The following is a 20,602-nucleotide window of genomic DNA, read 5'->3' on the forward strand; positions in this document are numbered from 1 at the left end:
CTGTACAAAACTACCAAACCCCTGCTTCATGTGATAAAGTAATTGGTAAGCGAAGTTATCTCTATGAAATGTGAAAACCCATGGTTTAGTTTTGCCCTACAAAAATATAAAAATCTATCAGATACAAGCTTCACTAAAGCAAATGAGAGATTAATATGTTTTTGTATAACATCTTATAACTTTTCAAAAGAAAATAATAACCGCTTGTTATGTAGAAGAAATTATAAAGGTGGACGTTTTTTCTCGAAAATCTAGATTGAAATTAAATATTCTATAATACTGAGAGTGGGACATTGTGAAGAGTTTGCGTAAAATCATTGACATCATTTTCATTGTAATTGTCAGTTCTTTTATCCACCCTACGTTAGCGCATGCAATCGAACCAGTTAAAATTTCTTCTCAAGATGCAGCTCTTGATCTTTCAAAAGCAATAAAAATTTATCATACAAACGATACTATTTTTCAAACAAGTACAGCACCTGGACCAGATGGTATTGTATGGCGTATTGAGGTCCAAGCAAAAAGCGAAAATTTTTCTGGGAATTGGGCAGTCTTTTCCCTTGCAAATCCAACAGACGAACAAATCGACCGTCTTATTGTTGCCCCGCATTATCGTATGGCTCATTCAGGATTTCTTTGGCCAGACCTCGGATCAGCGCGGATTCAATCTATTACCCCAAGTGAGGGCTTTTCTCTCGATCGTCAAGCGAGTGCAAACTCTGATATCTTTCGTATTACACTGAACCCTGGTGCTGTCGTTACATTTGTTGCTGAACTTAACTCTGGAAATCTACCACAAATCTATTTATGGCAACCTGAAGCCTATAAAGATGCAATCAATTCTTATACACTTTATCATGGTATTCTTCTTGGTATATCTGGTCTTTTAGCCCTCTTGTTAACCGTTCTTTTTGTCGTTCGCGGAACAGGACTCTTTCCTGCAACAGCGGCTATCGCTTGGGCCGTACTCTTTTATATTGGCATAGACTTTAACTTTTTAAATAAATTCTTTGCAATTAATTTAACAACGCAACCGATCTGGCGTGCTGGTACAGAAGTAGCGCTTGCCGCTACACTTTTCATTTTCCTTTTTACCTATCTATGCCTTAACCGTTGGCACTATCACTTCAGTTATGGTGCAATCATATGGACCATCGCTCTTTGTGCTTTGGGAACATTTGCTATTTATGATCCAACCAGAGCTGCTGGAATTGCTCGTCTGTCTTTTGGACTTACCGCCATACTTGGTATAATTTTAATCAGCTATTTTTCGATCCGAAGCTATGACCGCGCAATCATGCTTATTCCAACATGGCTGCTCATTAGCTTCTGGTGTGTTGGAGCTTATGCCTGCATAGCAGGGTATTTAAATAATGATATTATCCAGCCAGCGTTAGCAGGGGGATTGGTCCTCATTGTCCTTCTTATTAGCTTTACTGTCTTGCAGCAAACTTTTTCCAATGATGCTTTCCATGAAGGAATATTTTCTGACCTTGAACAACAAGTTCTTGCAGCAAAAGGAGCTGGTAACATTATTTGGGACTGGAATGTTGAGCGTGATCGCATTGTTGTACACCCCAATATGGCAACCCTTTTTGGGGCTGAAACCCACAAACTCAATGGTCCTATGCGCAACTGGATTTCAGCATTGCACCACGATGATCGTGAGCGCTTTCAAGCCATATTGGACATTATTCTTAAAAACAAAAAAGGGCGGATTGATCAAGTTTTTCGGCTCTCTTCTGGTGGTGGTTATTATCATTGGTTCTCTCTTCGTGCACGACCAGCTATGCAAAAAGATGGAAAAATTACGCGTGTCATTGGAACAATTGTTAATATTACCAACCACAAAAAAGCTGAAGAACGTTTGTTGCACGATGCTATTCACGACAGCTTAACAGGACTTCCTAACCAACAAATTTTCTTCGACAGGCTACAAAACTATACTTCTTTGGCTAAAGCAAATATCCAAATTAGACCAACTGTCTTTATGATTGACTTTGATAATTTCCGTCAAATTAATCGCAAATTAGGCATAGCTGTTGGTGACACTGTATTACTCGTCATAGCACGCCGTTTAAGCCGCCTCATTAATTTTCAAGATACCTTATCACGTCTTTCCGCTGACCGTTTTGCAATTATTTTACTTAGTGAAACTGAACCCCAGAAAATTGCAGCATTTGCAGATCATCTGCACAAAACAATTTCTGCACCTATTTCACTTACAGAAAAAAAAATAATGCTTTCAACATCAATTGGACTCGTCACATGGAGTGAAAGTAGGTCCACCGCTAAAGATATTTTAGATGATAGTGAACTAGCAATGATCCGCGCAAAACAAATGGGGGGTAACCATATTGAACCTTTTCGCCCCAATTTTCGCACTTTAGGCATCGAACATAATACTATGGGGAAAGATATTCATTACGCCATAAAACGTAATGAAATAAAAATCCTCTACCATCCTATCCTTAATTTATCAGATGGGTACATTATTGGTTTTGAAACAATTGTAGAATGGCATCATCCAAATTATGGAAAATTAAATGTCTCTGATTTTATCAAGATCGTAGAAAATGAACAAATCATTATGGATTTATCACAATTTATTATCGATAATGCCGTCCTTGATCTTACAAATGTACAAGAAAAATTTTCCCAACAATCTTTCTTTATTTCAATTAACTTACCTAGCACAGAGATGGTTCATCCTCGCTTCATCAGTCAATTACGCTCCACTTTACTTCGCCACCCGCTCAATAAAGGGGGCTTGATGATAGAAATATCCGAGTTTGTTTTAAGAAAAAATCCTGAACAATCAGCACACTTTCTTGAACAAGTTAAAGCTCTTGGAATGAATCTTGCACTCGATAATTTTGGAACAGGTTATTCGTCACTGGCTTATCTTGTGCGTTATCCATTCGACATGGTTAAATTGGATCGTTCACTTATCTCTATAGATTCCCTCAAAAAAAAGCTTGTTCTCAAGTCCATTATCAATATGGCAACCGATCTTAATTTGCAAATCATCGCAGAAGGCGTTGAAAATGAAAAAGAAGCAATCTTCCTCCGTCAAGAAGGCTGTAAATATGTTCAAAGCACACTTGTAACTAAGCCAGTTTCTATCGAGGAATTAATCACTCTCGTTCAAAATCATTTTCCTTATATAGCAAAAACATGATGGAAAAGCCGTACAGAGCGGATAGGACATTGTATAAAATCAAAAAACTCGAAATATAAAATAAAATCCTACGCGTGCCCCATTTCAGAAGTGAGATGTGTTGGGTTAATCCCCATGCGGAGTAAGCTTTCATTATATTTGCAGCTTAAATCACTTTCAAAAAGAAAACTAGGTGATGTAGAGCTAATTAACCAACCATTTGTAGAAATTTCTGCCTCGAGCTGTCCAGCTTTCCATCCAGCATAACCTAATGCAATCAGTGCATGTTGTGGACCTTGTTCACAACTGATTGCTTTTAATATATCAATCGTTGCAGTAAAACAGATCTTATCTGCAATAGAAACAGTCTCTTCACAAGTATAATCATCAGAATGAAGAACAAATCCCCGTGAAGGATCTACAGGTCCACCATAGCGTACTGGAAACTTTTTTATTGGTTCAGAAAGGCATTTTTTTTGGCCACTGTTTATGACGCCAAGATGAAACAAAAGCTCTGGAAAATCAATATGGTGCAATTGATTGAGAATAATCCCCATAGCACCAGCATCAGAATGCGCGCAAATATAAATAACAGAACGCATAAAGCGTTTGTCATTCATCCCTGGCATTGCTATAAGCAACTGTCCCCCCAAAAAGCCATTACACTGCTTCATCAATCTGTTATTCTCCATAATTTACATGATAAAATTCACTCTAGTTAGTACAACAGGAAAATAAAGCTCCAATGAAAAAAATCCAAACATTTACAAGTTCACAAAATAGTGTAATTTGCTCTTATAAAAAACTTTTAGTTACTTTAGTCTTAACATTCACAATTTTAGAATTACTCAATTTTCCTATCAGAGCTCAAACAAAACAAAACGCATCTCTTCTTGCAACATCTTGGTATGAATCAGATGGTGGGGGTATCAGATTAGCTATTAGCGAACCCTCTCCTTCTGGAATAAGAGACGGTATTATTGAAATTGCTCTTAAACCAAAATGGAAAACCTATTGGCGTAATCCAGGCAATTCAGGCATAGCAGCATTTTTTCACTTCAACCAACAGGTTTCTTATGAAATCTTTTATCCTACGCCACAGCTCTATGAAACAGAAAATGACTGGTCATTCGGCTATAAAGATAAAGTCGTATTACCTTTCAGGATTTCCGGTTCAAGCAACAATTTAAGTGGTACTTTAACTATTGGATTATGTTACAAAATCTGCCTTCCGTTTACTGTTAATTTTGATTTTTCTCCATCTATTCAAAAAAACAAACGTCTTCCTTTGTCCTTGTTAAAGGAAGCTCAAGATGCCTTACCCCGTACAACGCATCATGAAATTAAAATAAACGCTGAAAAAAAGATAAACACTCTCTTTATCAAAATACACAATAATTATGAAATTCCCCCTCATTCTCTCTTTTTAGATGGAGGAGAAATGCAAATTGGACCAGCAAAAAAAGTAAGTGAAAACACCAACTATACACTCTTTAAGGCTCCAATCTATTTCATGCCAGATGAAGCAAACGACAAAGTTTTTTATACAGTTTCTTTTAAAAATCACGCTTTAAGTGGTACATTTACACTTAATAGATAAACATCCCTACTTAGTATTCGGTAATAAAGAGGAAGGTTTACAGAAAGGGCTATTTCTTAAAATATCCGTTTTGGCGATACTCAGTAATTGCTTTCCGCGCAAGAGCATCTGCCCGTTCATTATCGGGGTGCCCTGCATGCCCTTTTACCCAATGCCATCGAATAGTATGACGAGAACAAACCTCTTCAAGAGCCTGCCACAACTCTTTATTTTTTACAGGACTTTTTGATATAGTACGCCAATTATTCTTCTTCCAACCTTCAAGCCACATAGAGATTCCGTTGCGGACATAAACTGAATCTGTATAAAGATCGATAGAACAAGATTCTTTAAGTGCCTGTAACGCATGAATTGCTGCCATCAGTTCCATTTGATTGTTGGTTGTTTGTATTTCTCCACCATAAAGTTCACGTTCATGTCCATTCCAGCGTAAAATTGCTCCCCATCCTCCGACCCCAGGATTACCGGAACAAGCACCATCTGTATAAATTTCAACGACTTTTTGTTGATTTAACATACAATTTACAAACCTAGTTCACTCAATGAACTTATATTACTGAAAAAACAAAGCTTATGCCAATATTCCCATGGATCTTTCTTAACGACAAAGCTCTCTGGTGGTGTATAAAACCAATCATAAAGGCGTGTGAGTAAAAAACGTAAAGAAGCACCACGCGCTAATAAAATCATGGTTTTCATTTCTAAAAGTGTTAAAGGTCTTATTTTTTGATAATTTTCTAATAACCTACGTGCTTTACTAAGATTATAGGAATGATCCTGTTCAAAGCACCAAGCATTCAAACAGATAGCCAAGTCATAAGCAAAAAAATCATTACACGCAAAATAGAAGTCTATAATACCAGAGAGACGATGATTCAAAAAAAAGACATTATCATTAAATAAATCAGCGTGAATAATCCCTGTTGGTAAATTTGATGGCCAATTTTCTTGTAAAAAAGACAATTCCCTATTAATTTTTTGCTCAAGCTCTTTTAACAATCTATCTTTGCTCTTTTTGCACTGTTCCCACAATAATTTCCAACCCATAACAGAAAGAGTATTTTTACGGCTGAGTGTAAAACCCTGTCCTGCTAAATGCAATTTTGCTAAACTCGTTCCTACCTCGCCACAATGACATATCTTGGGCTGACGAATCCACATTCCTTCCAGAAAAGTAATAATAGCAGCAGGGCGCCCTGCTAATTCACCAATCATTGTCCCATCGTTTTGCACGACTGGTTGAGGGCAAGGAATTCCACGCTGCCTTAAATGCAGCATAAGATTGCAAAAAAAAGGCAAATCATCTTTTGAAATACGTTTTTCATAAAGTGTTAGAACAAATCTCCCTTCTGTCGTATACAGCATAAAATTAGAATTCTCGATTCCCTCCGCTATCCCTTGATAAGATAAAAGTGAGCCAACCGAATAACGTGACAAAAATACCTTCAAATCATTTGGATGAATATTTGTATAAACTGCCATTATTTTGCTTTCGTTATAGGAGATCCTGTTTTTTTGTTTTTCAGTATCTCAGCTTGGCCATTAACAAAAGCCGTATCTTGAGCTGTTAAAGTGACATCACGTAATTCACGACTCACCAAAAATATTTCCGTTTCCACTACAGTTTCAGCCAATTCTATTGTAACATCGTAGCGTGCACGAAAAGCTGAAATAATTTCATCAATAATAATTTCAGGAGCAGAAGCTCCAGCTGAAAGACTTACAACAGAAAGAGCTCCCAAATGATCAAAATCAATTTCATCAACCCGCTGAACTAAAACAGCCTGTTGCGCACCAGATCTTTCAGCAACCTCTACTAAGCGTCGCGAATTAGAAGAGTTCGGCGCTCCAACAATCAAAAATAAATCGCTTCCCATTGCTGCTGCTTTAACAGCATCTTGTCGATTCGTGGTAGCATAACAAATTGATTCAGCAGCTGGTGATTCTAATGCAGGAAAACGTCGTTGTAAAACATCAAGAATCTCTGCTGTATCCTCAACAGAAAGTGTTGTTTGTGTCACAAATCCTAATTTATTCGGATCATTTGGTTGATAATGTAAAGCATCTTCAATCGTTTCAATTAATGTCACAGCTCCTTTTTCAAGCTGTCCCATTGTTCCTATCACCTCAGGATGACCAGAATGACCAATTAATATAACATGACGGCCATGCCGTTGATGCCGTATCGCTTGTTTATGAACCTTGGAAACCAACGGACATGTTGCATCAAGATAAAACAAATTATAGCGACGCGCTTCTTCTGATACAGATTTTGGCACACCATGGGCAGAAAATACGACAGGCTGGTTACGATGTTCCTCTGGAATCTCATCAAGTTCTTCAACAAAAACAGCCCCACGTTGCTGCAATCCTTCAACTACATAGCGGTTGTGAACAATTTCATGACGAACGTACACTGGAGCACCATATTTTTTTAATGCAAGAAGAACAATTTGAATAGCGCGATCAACCCCTGCACAAAATCCACGTGGTCCGCAAAGACGCATTGTTAAAGGAGGAAGTAAAGACATAAATCATCCTTAATATCTATAATTTTCACAATAGTTTCAAACAGGTTATTGTCCAGACTATTGTTATGCATGATATAAACGATATAAAGAAAAAAACTGCGAAATACTACCTTCCTCGAGAATAGGATCATATTTGGTTCTCTCTTAGCATATATTCTTCAGGAAAAGTTATTTTTAATTCGCTTTTTTATTGCACTGTTCTAGATGAAAACAAAATGCCAAACGAGAGCTTCAACTAAAAGAACTCCGAATAAAGCGGCTAAATAAAACAACGAAAAGAAAAACGTCTTTTTTGCCATCAAAATCGTTGCATCATGTGTATCGGCTTTCCATAAACGATACGAAAAACAAATAAAAACAATGCTCAAAATTGTTGAAAAAATGCCATAGGAAATTCCTGCTAAACCAATGACATAAGGTCCAGAAGCACAGATGGCCATAAGGATAGTGTAAAACAAAATCTGTTTTTTTGTTGATTGTTCGCCTCGAACATTAGGCATCATAGGAATACCCGCTGCATCATAATCAAGAGATGAAAATAAAGAAAGAGACCAAAAATGTGGTGGAGTCCACATAAAAATGATTAAAAATAATAAAAAACTCTCAATACTCACTGTCCCTGTTGTTACAGCCCATCCAATCATTGGTGGGAAAGCTCCAGATGCTCCACCAATAACAATATTTTGTGGCGTTATGCGCTTTAGCCAAATTGTATAGATAACGACATAAAAGAAAATTGTGAATGCAAGAAAAAGGGCTGCAAACCAATTAATACAGATTCCCATAATTAACACAGAAAAAACAGAAAAAAACATGCCAAAAACAAACGCATGTTTGGAGCTGATTTTACCGGTGGGAATAGGACGATTTTTGGTACGTTCCATCACTGCATCAATGTCAGCATCATACCACATATTAAGCGCTCCCGCACCACCACCACCTAGAGCAATACACAAAATGGCTAAAAAACCATACAATGGACTAATCGGAACTGGAGAGAGAACAAGTCCAACTAGAGCTGTAAATACGACAAGTGACATAACCCGTGGTTTTAATAACGTGATATAATCACCAATACCCGATTTTGGCGGAATTGATTTACCACTTGCAGCCGACAATTCTCCTGAAATAGACATTCCACTCAAAAACCTTTTTCATTTCTATCATCCACAAACAAATACTGTCTAGCATAAGAAAAAAACCAATTAATAGTACAATGATTTTTGAAAACATATAAAATACCTCTCCCCTTCTCAAATAGGTCAAAATATTTGCAACATTTTAACACATTATTATTTTAACATATTATTTCTCATACGACCAGCTTACTATATACATCATACCAAACATCATAAAGCAACGCTAAAAGTCTTGTCCTCCTCTATGACATAGACATACTCTTTTATTTTGTGCATACGGATTAATATGTTTGGGAAGATAATGGTTTTATGGTATAATTTCGGCTTGAGAATTCTTTTTTATACAAAGCTATGCATAATAATGTAATGATACGGTGGTTAGGGTTTTCTGTGATACTTTATAAATTGATTAAAAAAACTTTCTCTGTTGGTATTATCTATACACTCTGTAATATTTCTACACAGGCACAAACACCTCATATGCAAGATGTTCCTGTTCCACAAACCTATGGTGCATGGACAAAAGTCTGCTCTTTACCACCAGGAACGCCTAATCTGCAATGTGAGATTGTACAAAATGTACACACACAAGATCGCCATGACATTACGCTGCGCGTTACCTTCTATAAACTCCCTAAAAATCAGGGGGCTTTGATGCGTGTTTTTGTTCCAATCCGTGTTGAGTTACGCCCTGGTGTTGGACTTAAAATTGATGATAAAAATATGGGAAGACTAGAATATCGTCGTTGTCTTGGTGATACTTGTGTTGCTGAAGCGATTCTTAAAGAAGACATATTACAGCTCTTTTTTAAGGCAAAAATGGCAACTTACTTTATTTTTACAACTCCTGAGCAAGCTGTTGGAGGCGTCATTGATCTCCAAGGTCTTCATCAAGCCTATGTAACTTTACCAACATAAATAAAATTTATGCACATTGAATGATTAAACCCTCAGAACACACTCAACAGTTTCTAAAAAAGATAAAAGGAAATCTTCCAAGTGCTCATGAAAATAGGATAACTCTTATGAAATCACTGATTGAACAGTTTGATATTGCCTCATCTAAAGTGCAATCACTTGTACAAGAAACGCTTCATTATGCTGATGATGGCGAGCTCTACCTTGAATATACAGAAAGCGAAACGCTTTTATTTGATAATGGACAACTTAAAAACGGCTCATTTCATCAAGATATGGGATTTGGTCTGCGGGTTGTTGCGGGGGAAGCTACTGGATATGCGTACTCTAGTGAATTATCAGCCGCTGCTCTCAAACGTGCCAGTGAAGCAGCTAAAGCTGTTACCTATAATAATCAAGCGGAATCTTATAGCGCAGCGCCTCAACAAACAAATAAAAAACTTTATCAACCACATAATCCCCTTGAGACTCCATCATTTGAAGAAAAAAGTGCTCTTTTACAAAAAATTGATACTTATTTACGTGCAAAAAATGATAAATTGCATCAAGTTACAGTTTCTCTTGCGGGGTCACTGCAACACGTCGAAATTTTACGCGCAGATGGTCATTTGATTCGTGATACTCGTCCTCTTGTGCGGCTTGCTATATCTGTCGTTGCTGCTGAAGGTAGTCGGCGTGAAAATGGCTTTTATGGATGTGGAGGACGACAAGCATTTAGCCAATTCATTCATGAAGAAAATTGGAAAATGGCTGCTGATGAAGCTTTGCGTATGGCTCTCATAAACTTAGAAGCAGAATCAGCACCAGCAGGAACATTCGATGTTGTTTTAGCCAATGGATGGCCAGGTGTTATGCTTCATGAAGCCGTAGGTCATGGTTTAGAAGGTGATTTTAACCGCAAAAGAACCTCTGTTTTTGCCGGACTTTTGGGTCAACAAATTGCTGCCAAAGGTGTTACAGTTGTTGATGATGGTACAATTCCCCAATGCCGTGGTTCACTCACTGTCGATGATGAAGGAACTCCATCAGGATATAATGTTCTTATTGAAGATGGAAAACTTATCGGTTTTATGCAAGATAGGCTAAATGCAAGGCTTATGGGGGTTAATCCAACCGGAAACGGACGGCGTGAATCCTATGCACATGCACCAATGCCGCGGATGACCAATACGATCATGCTAGGAGGCGATAAAACACCTGAAGAAATTCTATCCTCATTAAAAAGCGGTATTTACGCGGTTTCATTTGGTGGAGGACAAGTTGATATCACTTCTGGAAAATTTGTCTTTGAATGCACTGAAGCGTACAGAGTAGAAAATGGCAAAATTGTAGCACCTATTAAAGGAGCAACCCTTATCGGAAACGGTCCAGATGCCATGAAACGTATTACAATGATTGGCAATGATAGCAAACTTGATAATGGTATCGGTATGTGCGGAAAAGCTGGACAAAACGTTCCTGTTGGCGTCGGGCAACCTCATCTGCGAATTAATAATATGACAATTGGTGGAACAGCACTTTCATAAAATATGCCAATTCAACTTAATTAAGAAAATCTCAATAAAATATAAAAGAGCTTTTTGATTGAGTCTAAAGTTTCCACGTCGCTTTTGCTTTGCGTTTACTCAAAACAGCAACAATTTCAACATGTGGTGACCATAAAAATTGATCAATCGGTACAATCTGTTCTACTGTATAACCACCCGCAATAAGAAGAGATAAATCGCGAGCAAATGTGATAGGATTGCATGAAATAGCTACTATACGAGGGACTGTTGTCTTCGCTAATTCACGGACTTGTTGTTCTGCACCAGCACGTGGAGGATCAAAAACAACAGAATCAAAACACTCAAGTTCCTTCACCGAAAGTGGACGGCGGAAAAGATCGCGTTTTTCACATGTTACTGATTTTAAACCAGTTGCAAAATGTGCTGCTCGCTCTAAATTTGCTAATGCTTTCTCATCATTTTCTACCGCATGGACATTCAGCTTTTTGGCCATGCGGAATGTGAATGTTCCTATCCCAGAAAATAAATCAAGAGCATTCTTTGCTTTTTTTAAATGAGACAAAATAATATTGCCCATTATATTTTCTGCTTCAAGAGTTGCTTGGAGAAACCCACCGGTAGAAAACTCAACACAGATATCTTCAAAGTAAATCAATGGTTTTTCTTGTTCAACCAAAACTTCACCTTCAAGCGACAACCGCGTAATACCGTATGAAAGGGCTGCATATACCATTTTCTGTCGAAGTGACTCATGGCGTATAACAAAACCCTTTAAAGCAACATCTAAACCATTCTCAACCTGTGTTATCGTTATACGAAAACGTTTTACATGGTTGCTTAGAAGAGCACAAAGCCCCCTGATATCATCTAGTTTAGACATAATTTCTGGACAGCTTACTGGACATTCCTCAACAGCTACAATTTCATGAGAGAGATGACGATTAAAACCGACTCTATAACCTTGTGGTGTCATGACTGCTGTTAGAGTAATACGCCGCCGACTATAGGGCTTACATTCTATTAAAGGTGAAACAATAACATCAAGTCCATACTCTTGAAGCGCGTCAACAACCAGTTGTCGTTTCCATATATGATAAACATCAGCCCGCCAATGCTGAAGTGCGCATCCGCCACATTCTCCAAAATGCTGACAAAGAGCATCAATACGTTCTGGCGATTTTTCTTTTAATGCTATAACATTAGCATATTTTCCATGGATTGCGATCTCAGCATGCTCTCCTGGTAAAGTAAAAGGAACATAAAGCACGCCATCTAATGATTTGATCACACCATTACCATTCGCCCCAATATAATCGATTATGGCATTATGATTCACGCACATTTTTCTCCAAATAATAAATATTCTAAATTCCCACCACTCCCTGTAATTGGTGAGAGAAGTAAATCTTTTGCCTTCCATCCTCTTTGCGTATTTAACCAATCAAAGAGCTCTTCAGCAGTCTCTTTAGCCATTGATGGATCTTTCAATACCCCACCCTTACCAAGGTGTTTACGGCCAACCTCAAATTGAGGCTTTACCAATAAAACAGCTTGAGCCCCCTTCTTGGCTAAAGATAAAACAGGAGGTAATGCGAGTTTAAGAGAAATAAAGCTGACGTCTGAAACGATCAGATCAATTACCCGCCCACCTAAATGTTCTCGTTGCAGATCTCTAACATTTAAACCTTCTAATAAGGTTATCGCATTATTACCAGATAAACGTTTATCCAATTGATGATGACCAACATCAACAGCAATAACATGAGCAGCACCACGTTCTAAAAGAACCTGTGTAAAACCACCTGTCGATGCCCCAATATCAATGGCAATGACTTTATCCGTTATAATCGGAAATGTATCGAGTGCACTCATCAATTTTAACGCTGCACGCGAAACGTAATTCTGCGCTGGATCGCAAACGACAATCTCAGCGTTATCAGAAATGAGTTGCCCAACCTTTAAAATGACTTCACCATTTACTTTAACAGTTTTGCGCACAATAGCATCACGCGCTCGTGAACGAGTCGTAAAAAAGTGTTTTTCAACTAAAAGAACATCAAGCCTTTTCTTAACGTCCATCTCATACTCAAAATTTCTGCACTGTCCGAATTTTTCGTCCCAAAGCAGTAAAAACTGTCTTCACAATACCAACACTATCAAGTCCTATACGCGACAGAACTTTCTCTGGTGAACCGTGGTTTAAATATTCATCAGGAAATTTTAATGTGCGAACTTTCAAACCACGTTCTAAAAGCCCTTCTTGCGCTAAAAATTGTAATAAGTGTGCTCCAAATCCACCTATTGCACCTTCCTCAATTGTTACTAAGACTTCATGCTCACGTGCCAAACGACGCATCAAATCCTTATCCAAAGGTTTTACAAACCGTGCATCTGCAACTGTCGTAGACAGCCCCTCCGCATCCAACGCCTCAGCAGCGACCAACACTTCCGACATTCGCGTTCCAAAACAAACCAATGCTATTCTTGTTCCTTCTCGCAGAATACGCCCTTTTCCAATCTCTAATAAGTCACCGCGCTGTGGTAAATCTATTCCAATACCTTCACCACGCGGATAACGAAAAGAAATTGGCCCCTCATCATAAGCTGCAGCGGTACGAATCATATGCATCAGTTCGATTTCATCAGAAGGTGCCATAACCACAAACTCAGGAAGCGTAGCCAAAAAAACAATATCAAAACTGCCAGCATGCGTTGCACCATCTGCTCCAACAAATCCCGCTCGATCAATTGCAAAGCGCACGGGTAACTTTTGAATTGATACATCATGGATAATCTGATCATAAGCGCGTTGTAAAAAAGTAGAATAAATTGCAACGAAAGGCTTATACCCCTCACAAGCAATACCAGCAGCAAAGGTTACCGCATGCTGTTCAGCAATACCAACATCAAACATTCTTTCAGGAAATTTCTCAGCAAAAGCATCAAGTCCTGTGCCCGTAGGCATAGCCGCCGTTATACTAACAATCTTATCATCATGGCAAGCTTCTTCTATTAAAGCTTTAGAAAATACCTTCGTATAGGGAAGAACATTACTTTGTGCTTTAACCTGTTTTCCTGTTGTAATATCAAAACGATTCACACCATGATATTTATCAGATGATGCTTCTGCAGGTGCGTATCCTTTCCCCTTATGTGTAACCACATGCACCAAAACAGGACCATTGGAATATTCACGAATATTTTTAAAAACAGGCAACAAATGCTTTAAATTGTGACCATCTATGGGACCAACATAGTAAAAACCAAGCTCTTCAAATAAAGTTCCCCCAACCAAAAAACCACGGGCAAATTCCTCTGAAAGACGTGCTTTATCTAAAAAAAATTTAGGCAATTTTTCGCCTAATCCCTTTATCCGTTCGCGTAAACTACGATAAGCAGGCCGAGAAACTAATCGTGCAAGATGCGCGCTCATAGCACCTGTAGGTGGTGCAATAGACATATCGTTATCATTAAGAACAACAATCAAACGCGCATTCAAAGCTCCGGCATTATTCATCGCTTCATAAGCCATACCAGCAGACATAGCACCATCACCAATGACAGCAATGATGTTGCGCCTTTCCTCTGCTTTTAAAGCACTAGCCACAGCCATACCAAGGCCAGACGAAATAGAAGTAGAAGAATGACCGGCACCAAATGGATCATACACACTTTCTGAACGCTTTGTGAAACCTGATAATCCGCCCTCCTGACGCAATGTACGAATTCTCTCTCTACGCCCTGTCAAAATTTTATGCGGATAGGCTTGATGACCAACATCCCAAATAATCCTATCCTCTGGTGTATTAAAAATATAATGCAACGCAACAGTAAGCTCAACAACACCAAGCCCTGCCCCAAGATGCCCCCCTGTTACGGAAACCGCATTAATTGTTTCCGTCCGCAATTCATCGGCTACTCTTACCAAATCAGACTCAGGGAATGCCCGTAAATCATGCGGTAAACAAATACGGTCAAGCAATGGCGTCAATGTCCGTGACAAAAAAAACTCCTTAATATTATCTCATCAAGAGGTGAAATAGTAAGAATATGCCTCCCTTCTATTCATTTATTATTTTGCATATCTTTACTGAAAAACATTCTTTCTTGATGATAATTTATGGTTTTCCCATGTACTCATTTATTTTATAAAAAGGAACGGATAAAATTCGTTCCTTTAAACTCAATGATGGCTTCTCCTCTTTTGCAATAAATATCCCCAAATTTCCTAAGATTATTCAGAATCAAGAGGCTCTACTCCTTCTGGAAAACCTCCTTCTGAAAGCTGAATTTTTTCAACTTTGGCTTCAGCTACTTTCAAAAGTTTTTCACAGTGTTTTTTAAGAGATTCACCACGCTCATAAATATCAACTGATTGTTCTAAAGGAACATCCCCACGCTCTAAATTTTCAACAATCACTTCAAGTTGCTTTAGCGCTTCCTCAAAGCTTAAGGCTGTAATATCCTCTTTGTTTATCTCTTGTTTCATACATTCCTCACAAGATATATGTTCTGGATATACGAATTCCAAAACCTTTTAAACCTACATAATGATACTCTTTAGAAGCATAAACAATAACAGAACGAATCCCCAAATGTTTTAAAATTTGTGATCCTAAACCAATTTGGCGCCATTCTTCTTCACGTTTAATTGCCTGCATGTGATTTTCTGAACCTTCTTTCACTCTCTCTTGAATGCCTGTAGCTGATTGTACACCAACAGATCCCTCACGCAAATAAACAAACACACCACGTTTTTCTTGTTTTATCATACGCTGTATGTTGGCTGTTATATCTGAAGATTGAGAAAAAACATCGTTTATAACGTTTTCACGATACAAACGCACGGGAATATCTTCACCGTCACTGATATCACCAAAAATGATCGCGATATGCTGAACAGTTTCCCAAGGAAGTTGATAACTTTGAGCAATAGCTGGCCCTACTGATGTTTCAATATGCATTTCTCCAACATGCCTGACCAACATTTCCTTACGTTGACGATAAGCAATAAGATCTGCAACCGTTATTATATGCAATCGATGATCTTGCGCAAATTTTGCAATCTCATCTCCATTTTTAACACTCCCATCATCATTGACTAACTCACCGATAACACCAACCGGCGGCAAACCAACTAATTTACATAAGTCAACGGCTGCCTCTGTATGTCCTGAACGCATAAGCACCCCCCCTTCATGCGCAATCAAAGGAAAAACATGTCCTGGACGGATAAAATCGTCGGGACCAGCATTCGAATTAGCAAGATTACGCACCGCTAATGTACGGTCATGCGCTGAAATCCCCGTTGTTATTCCATGTTTAAAATCAACAGTGACAGTAAACTGGGTACGATGTGCTGAATTATTATCTGGAACCATAGGAACAAGATTAAACCGCTCTGCTTCTTCTTTTGGTAGAGGAGCACAAATAATACCCGTTGTATGACGAATAATAAATGCCATCTTTTCTTCTGTGCAATGAGCAGCAGCAACCGTTAAATCACCTTCATTTTCACGGTCATCATCATCGGTAACAACAATAATTTCACCGCATTCAAAAGCACGAAGTGCAGCCACAATTTTTTTTTCGTCATACGCCATTATTCACCTTTCAAATGATCCCACCTGACCGCGATGCCTTAAATAATGGTCAGCAAGAACACAAGCGACCATTGCTTCACCAACAGGAACAGCACGAATCCCAACACAAGGATCATGACGTCCTTTCGTTACAACATTCACTTCATTACCACCAACATCAATCGAACGACGAGGTGTTAAAATGGATGAAGTAGGTTTAACAGCAAAACGTGCAACTATCGGCTGTCCACTCGATATTCCACCTAAAATACCGCCGGCGTGATTGGATAAAAAGAATGGTTTTCCATCATTTCCCATTCGCATTTCATCTGCATTTTCTTCTCCTGTTAAGTGAGCTGCTGTAAAACCATCACCTATTTCTACTCCCTTCACCGCATTAATAGACATGAGTAATGAGGCAATATCCTGATCAAGTTTTGCATAAATAGGTGCTCCTAAACCTGCAGGAACATTTTCTGCAACAATTTCAACAACAGCACCAACAGATGAACCATTTTTACGTATTTTATCTATATAATCACTAAAAACCTGCACCATCTCTGCATCAGGCGTAAAAAAAGGATTGTTATCAACCTCTGACCAATTCCAATGATCACGATTAATCGTATGGGGACCAATTGCTATAATAGCTCCCCGTACAATTAAATTAGGAATAATTTTACGAGCAATAGCACCTGCTGCAACACGTGCTACTGTCTCACGTGCTGAAGCACGTCCGCCACCTCGAAAATCACGGATACCATATTTAACATTATAAGTATAATCTGCATGACCAGGACGATATTGTTGAGCAATCGAACTGTAATCCTTAGAACGTTGATCCGTATTTTGAATCAACAGAGAAATTGGTGTTCCTGTTGTCACCAATGTTGTTTCATCATCCTGAACAACAACTCCTGAAAGCACCTCTACTTGATCTAATTCTCGGCGCTGTGTTGTATATTTGGATTGTCCCGGCCTGCGCTTATCAAGATAGGCTTGAATTTCTGCAACAGTAAAAACAATCCCTGGGGGACACCCATCAATGACACACCCAAGAGCAGCACCATGACTTTCACCCCATGTTGTTACACGAAACAAATGACCAAATGTATTATGCGACATGAAAAATGACCCGTTTCTCCGTCAAATATACGTAACTAAAGCCCATGTTGAGTTGTACAAAAACACCCCCTTTTCAAAAACACCATTGGCCGTTTTAAATTCGGTCAAATCACCGCTGTCAAATAAGGTCTCATAAACCAAGCTCTATTCTTTAACGACGGAAATGTCTGGTGCATCAACAGCTTTCATACCTATAACATTATAACCTGAATCCACATGGTGCACTTCACCGGTAACAGAACGAGACAAATTGGAAAGAAAATAGAGAGCAGAATCACCTACTTCTTCAATTGTCACCGTACGGCGTAAAGGAGCATTATATTCATTCCACTTTAAAATATAACGAAAATCACCAATGCCAGAAGCAGCTAACGTTTTGATTGGTCCAGCAGATATAGCATTAACACGAATACGCTTAGGACCTAAATCTACTGCTAGATATTTCACACTCGCCTCAAGAGCTGCTTTTGCAACTCCCATCACATTATAATTAGGAACAACCTTTTCTGCACCATAATAGCTCAGTGTTAGAATTGAACCGCCATCCGACATCAATTTCTCTGCACGTTTAGCGAGAGCCGTTAAGGAATAAACGGAAATATTCATGGTCATCATAAAATTTGATTCGCTAATATCAATATAACGACCGCTTAATTCATCTTTATCAGAAAAACCAATAGCATGTACTAAAAAATCGAGCTTGCCCCATTTCTTCTCTATGACTTTAAAGACCGCATCAATAGATGCACTATCAGAAACATCACAATGACCGCAAACTAACCCTTTTACTTCCTCAGCCAAAGGTTCAACACGCTTTTTCATAGCCTCACCCTGATAGGTAAAAGCAAGTTCCGCACCTGCGTCACTCGCCGCCTTAGCTATACCCCAAGCGATAGAGCGATTATTGGCCAATCCCAAAATTAAACCACGCTTTCCGTACAATAAACCATTACCTTTAGCCATTAGCACTGCCCCATTGTTACTTAAAAAATTAATATTATTTATCTGCCTATGGCATAGGTCAACTTTTTCTTCAAGCAATTGGTTTAAAATCAAACAAAAACTATGCTTTTATATCATTTAAAAATTAATCTTTTTGCATTTGCAAAAATTTTTCTAATGCAGCATCTCCCCCTTCCGGCAACATGATACGAACGTGCACATAAAGATCATCTCTTGTGCTATTTTTTAAACGAAGCCCTTTTCCTTTCAATCGTAAAACACGATCAGAACTTGACCAAGGAGGAATAGTGAGAACCACACGCCCTTCCAAAGTCTCGACTTCTTCTTTTGTTCCCAAAACAGCATGTTTAAGGGGAATAGGTAAATCAAGATGGAGTGCTCTTCCTTCAACCCGAAAACGAGGATGTTTTTGAATCTGGATAGTGATCAACGCATCCCCTGATTTCCCATAAGCGACCTCTTCTCCTTGGCCTTTTAAACGAATAGTTTGACCATTTTCAACATAATCAGGAAGCTTAATTTTTAACCTTTTTCCATTAGGAAAAACAGCTTCCACCTTTTCTGCTCCAACCATCTGCTCTAACGTGATGGAAAGATTGGCACGAACATGAGCTCCTTGTTGAGGATGCGTATGGGGTGCAGAATTTGAAAAGTCCCCTCCTCGCCCAAATAAATCGCGAAAAATATCGCTCGCATCAAAACCTGCACCGCTCGTAGAACCGAACCCAAAACCTTTTGCTCCTCTTGAAAAAGGATTGTGACTCTGACTAAAATTTTCACCAGCACCATAAGCTTGATAAAGTGGTTTTCCTTCCATATCAATTTCACCGCGGTCAAATTGTGCTTTTTTGTCTTTATCACCTATAATTTCATAAGCTTGATTAATTTCAGCAAACTTCTCTTTAGCTTTTATATCATCCATATTGTGATCTGGATGATACTGCTTTGCTAACTTTCTAAATGCTGATTTTATCTCTTGCGGTTTTGCGGTACGTGCCACACCCAAAATCGCGTAAGGATCACGCATATTACCCTCTTTTCAATTTTCTCGTTTTCAAAATATCAACTGATATGTTGTTTCTCTCACAGTTTCATCAAAATACTCAAAAGAGTGATTTTTCCTCTTTGTTATATGTCTATAAAGGAACAAAAATACCAGATAAAAGAGATATTTTATTTTAATATAGCTCATTATAGTTATGCTAAAATAAAAATGATTGCTCTAACAGTCTGTGACAGTCTTAGCTTTTTGAAATAAGAAAAAACAATACTTTTATTTCTTAATGGTAAAGGATCTTAAAGAACTTTTCATTGATATTTGGAGATACCATGAATAATAAAGGACAAACAGATAACAGTTTTATGCAAATCCAAAAACCTTTTACACTTTTTGCAAAGTGGCTTGAAGAGGCAAAAGTAAGCGAAATAAATGACCCTAATGCTATGGCCTTAGCAACTGTTGATGAAACAGGTTTACCTAATGTTCGTATGGTTCTTCTCAAAGATTACAATCCGCAAGGCTTTGTCTTCTATACAAATTATGAAAGCCAAAAAGGACAAGAAATTCTAAAATCAATGAAAGCATCTTTAGGTTTTCATTGGAAATCGCTTCGCCGTCAGGTCAGGATTCGAGGAATTGTTGAAAAAGTCAGCACTCAAGAAGCAGATACATATTTTCAATCGCGACCGCGTGGTAGCCGAATTGGTGCATGGGCATCCAAACAATCTCGACCATTAGAAAGCCGTTTTGTCCTTGAAAAAGCAATTGCCCAATATACAACACGTTATGCAATTGGAAATATCCCGCGCCCCCCTTATTGGTCTGGATTTCGTGTTAAACCGCTTTCCATCGAATTTTGGTGTGATCGCCCATTTCGTTTACATGACCGCCTGCTCTTTACACGAGATTCTGTTGAACATGATAATTGGCAAAAGCAAAAACTTTATCCCTAATTCTTCAAACTTTCAAATATGAAGACTTTGTCTTCATAACGAGTAAATAACGCTGTGCAAAATAACGAGGAAATCATCAACTTCACTCTAAAATAAGGAATTAAAATTCTTCACTCTGGAACT

At 38.4% G+C, this 20,602-nt stretch carries 18 protein-coding genes; 5 read left to right on the forward strand and 13 right to left on the reverse strand.

The window, feature by feature from the left end; genetic code table 11:
- Positions 1-295: 295 nt before the first annotated feature.
- The gene (locus tag AC0QT4_RS06040; protein ID WP_473200819.1) at positions 296-3,181 is read left to right on the forward strand and encodes an EAL domain-containing protein; all 2,886 of its coding nucleotides are present in this window, start codon (positions 296-298) and stop codon (positions 3,179-3,181) included.
- Positions 3,182-3,249: 68 nt separating this feature from the next.
- Here the strand turns inward: AC0QT4_RS06040 and AC0QT4_RS06045 are convergent, their stop codons facing one another.
- A complete protein-coding gene (locus AC0QT4_RS06045; RefSeq protein ID WP_473200820.1) occupies positions 3,250-3,834 on the reverse strand; it encodes a YqgE/AlgH family protein in 585 nt (194 codons plus the stop codon).
- 71 nt (positions 3,835-3,905) lie between these two features.
- Here AC0QT4_RS06045 and AC0QT4_RS06050 point away from each other — a divergent pair, with 71 nt between their 5' ends.
- Complete coding sequence (locus tag AC0QT4_RS06050) at positions 3,906-4,760, forward strand: protein-disulfide reductase DsbD domain-containing protein (protein WP_473200821.1); 855 nt, start codon at positions 3,906-3,908, stop codon at positions 4,758-4,760.
- Between the two features lie 49 nt (positions 4,761-4,809).
- Here AC0QT4_RS06050 and rnhA read toward each other — a convergent pair whose 3' ends face one another.
- From rnhA to cyoE, 4 genes are all read right to left on the reverse strand, one after another.
- Positions 4,810-5,277 (reverse strand): ribonuclease HI, encoded by a 468-nt coding sequence (gene rnhA, locus AC0QT4_RS06055; RefSeq protein ID WP_473200822.1) that lies wholly within the window; start codon positions 5,275-5,277, stop codon positions 4,810-4,812.
- 5 nt (positions 5,278-5,282) lie between these two features.
- The gene (locus AC0QT4_RS06060) at positions 5,283-6,242 is read right to left on the reverse strand and encodes a homoserine kinase (protein ID WP_473200823.1); all 960 of its coding nucleotides are present in this window, start codon (positions 6,240-6,242) and stop codon (positions 5,283-5,285) included.
- Positions 6,242-7,291 carry a 4-hydroxy-3-methylbut-2-enyl diphosphate reductase gene (gene ispH / locus AC0QT4_RS06065; protein ID WP_473200824.1) on the reverse strand — a complete coding sequence of 350 codons (1,050 nt, stop codon included), beginning with the start codon at positions 7,289-7,291 and terminating at the stop codon, positions 6,242-6,244. Before ispH ends, AC0QT4_RS06060 begins: the two co-directional genes overlap by 1 nt.
- 200 nt (positions 7,292-7,491) lie before the next feature.
- On the reverse strand, positions 7,492-8,427 hold the full coding sequence (gene cyoE / locus AC0QT4_RS06070) for a heme o synthase (protein WP_473200825.1): 936 nt from the start codon (positions 8,425-8,427) through the stop codon (positions 7,492-7,494).
- A gap of 354 nt (positions 8,428-8,781) precedes the next feature.
- On the opposite strand from cyoE, the gene AC0QT4_RS06075 reads away from it, so the two are divergent.
- Together AC0QT4_RS06075 and tldD are read left to right on the forward strand one after the other, a co-directional pair.
- On the forward strand, positions 8,782-9,348 hold the full coding sequence (locus AC0QT4_RS06075; RefSeq protein ID WP_473200826.1) for an invasion associated locus B family protein: 567 nt from the start codon (positions 8,782-8,784) through the stop codon (positions 9,346-9,348).
- 107 nt (positions 9,349-9,455) lie between these two features.
- Positions 9,456-10,874, forward strand: coding sequence for a metalloprotease TldD (gene tldD, locus AC0QT4_RS06080; protein ID WP_473200827.1), 1,419 nt, complete (start codon positions 9,456-9,458; stop codon positions 10,872-10,874).
- A 64-nt stretch (positions 10,875-10,938) separates the two neighbouring features.
- Here the strand turns inward: tldD and AC0QT4_RS06085 are convergent, their stop codons facing one another.
- From AC0QT4_RS06085 to AC0QT4_RS06120, 8 genes are all read right to left on the reverse strand, one after another.
- Positions 10,939-12,192, reverse strand: coding sequence for a class I SAM-dependent RNA methyltransferase (locus AC0QT4_RS06085; protein ID WP_473200852.1), 1,254 nt, complete (start codon positions 12,190-12,192; stop codon positions 10,939-10,941).
- Positions 12,189-12,935 (reverse strand): TlyA family RNA methyltransferase, encoded by a 747-nt coding sequence (locus tag AC0QT4_RS06090; RefSeq protein WP_473200828.1) that lies wholly within the window; start codon positions 12,933-12,935, stop codon positions 12,189-12,191. The genes AC0QT4_RS06085 and AC0QT4_RS06090 overlap by 4 nt, the downstream gene beginning before the upstream one ends.
- A gap of 7 nt (positions 12,936-12,942) precedes the next feature.
- Positions 12,943-14,859 (reverse strand): 1-deoxy-D-xylulose-5-phosphate synthase, encoded by a 1,917-nt coding sequence (gene dxs, locus AC0QT4_RS06095; protein ID WP_473200829.1) that lies wholly within the window; start codon positions 14,857-14,859, stop codon positions 12,943-12,945.
- Between the two features lie 231 nt (positions 14,860-15,090).
- Positions 15,091-15,345: an exodeoxyribonuclease VII small subunit gene (locus AC0QT4_RS06100; RefSeq protein WP_473200830.1), complete on the reverse strand. Its 255-nt coding sequence runs from the start codon at positions 15,343-15,345 to the stop codon at positions 15,091-15,093.
- 7 nt (positions 15,346-15,352) lie between these two features.
- Positions 15,353-16,459: a 3,4-dihydroxy-2-butanone-4-phosphate synthase gene (ribB, locus tag AC0QT4_RS06105; RefSeq protein ID WP_473200831.1), complete on the reverse strand. Its 1,107-nt coding sequence runs from the start codon at positions 16,457-16,459 to the stop codon at positions 15,353-15,355.
- A 3-nt stretch (positions 16,460-16,462) separates the two neighbouring features.
- Positions 16,463-17,563 (reverse strand): chorismate synthase, encoded by a 1,101-nt coding sequence (gene aroC, locus AC0QT4_RS06110; protein ID WP_473200832.1) that lies wholly within the window; start codon positions 17,561-17,563, stop codon positions 16,463-16,465.
- A gap of 144 nt (positions 17,564-17,707) precedes the next feature.
- Positions 17,708-18,526 carry an enoyl-ACP reductase FabI gene (gene fabI / locus AC0QT4_RS06115; protein ID WP_473200833.1) on the reverse strand — a complete coding sequence of 273 codons (819 nt, stop codon included), beginning with the start codon at positions 18,524-18,526 and terminating at the stop codon, positions 17,708-17,710.
- Positions 18,527-18,650: 124 nt separating this feature from the next.
- Positions 18,651-19,553 carry a DnaJ C-terminal domain-containing protein gene (locus AC0QT4_RS06120; RefSeq protein ID WP_473200834.1) on the reverse strand — a complete coding sequence of 301 codons (903 nt, stop codon included), beginning with the start codon at positions 19,551-19,553 and terminating at the stop codon, positions 18,651-18,653.
- 302 nt (positions 19,554-19,855) lie between these two features.
- Between AC0QT4_RS06120 and pdxH the strand changes: the two genes are divergently transcribed.
- On the forward strand, positions 19,856-20,479 hold the full coding sequence (gene pdxH, locus AC0QT4_RS06125) for a pyridoxamine 5'-phosphate oxidase (protein WP_473200835.1): 624 nt from the start codon (positions 19,856-19,858) through the stop codon (positions 20,477-20,479).
- Positions 20,480-20,602: the final 123 nt, after the last annotated feature.

Source organism: Bartonella sp. EBT8, from assembly GCF_055796165.1.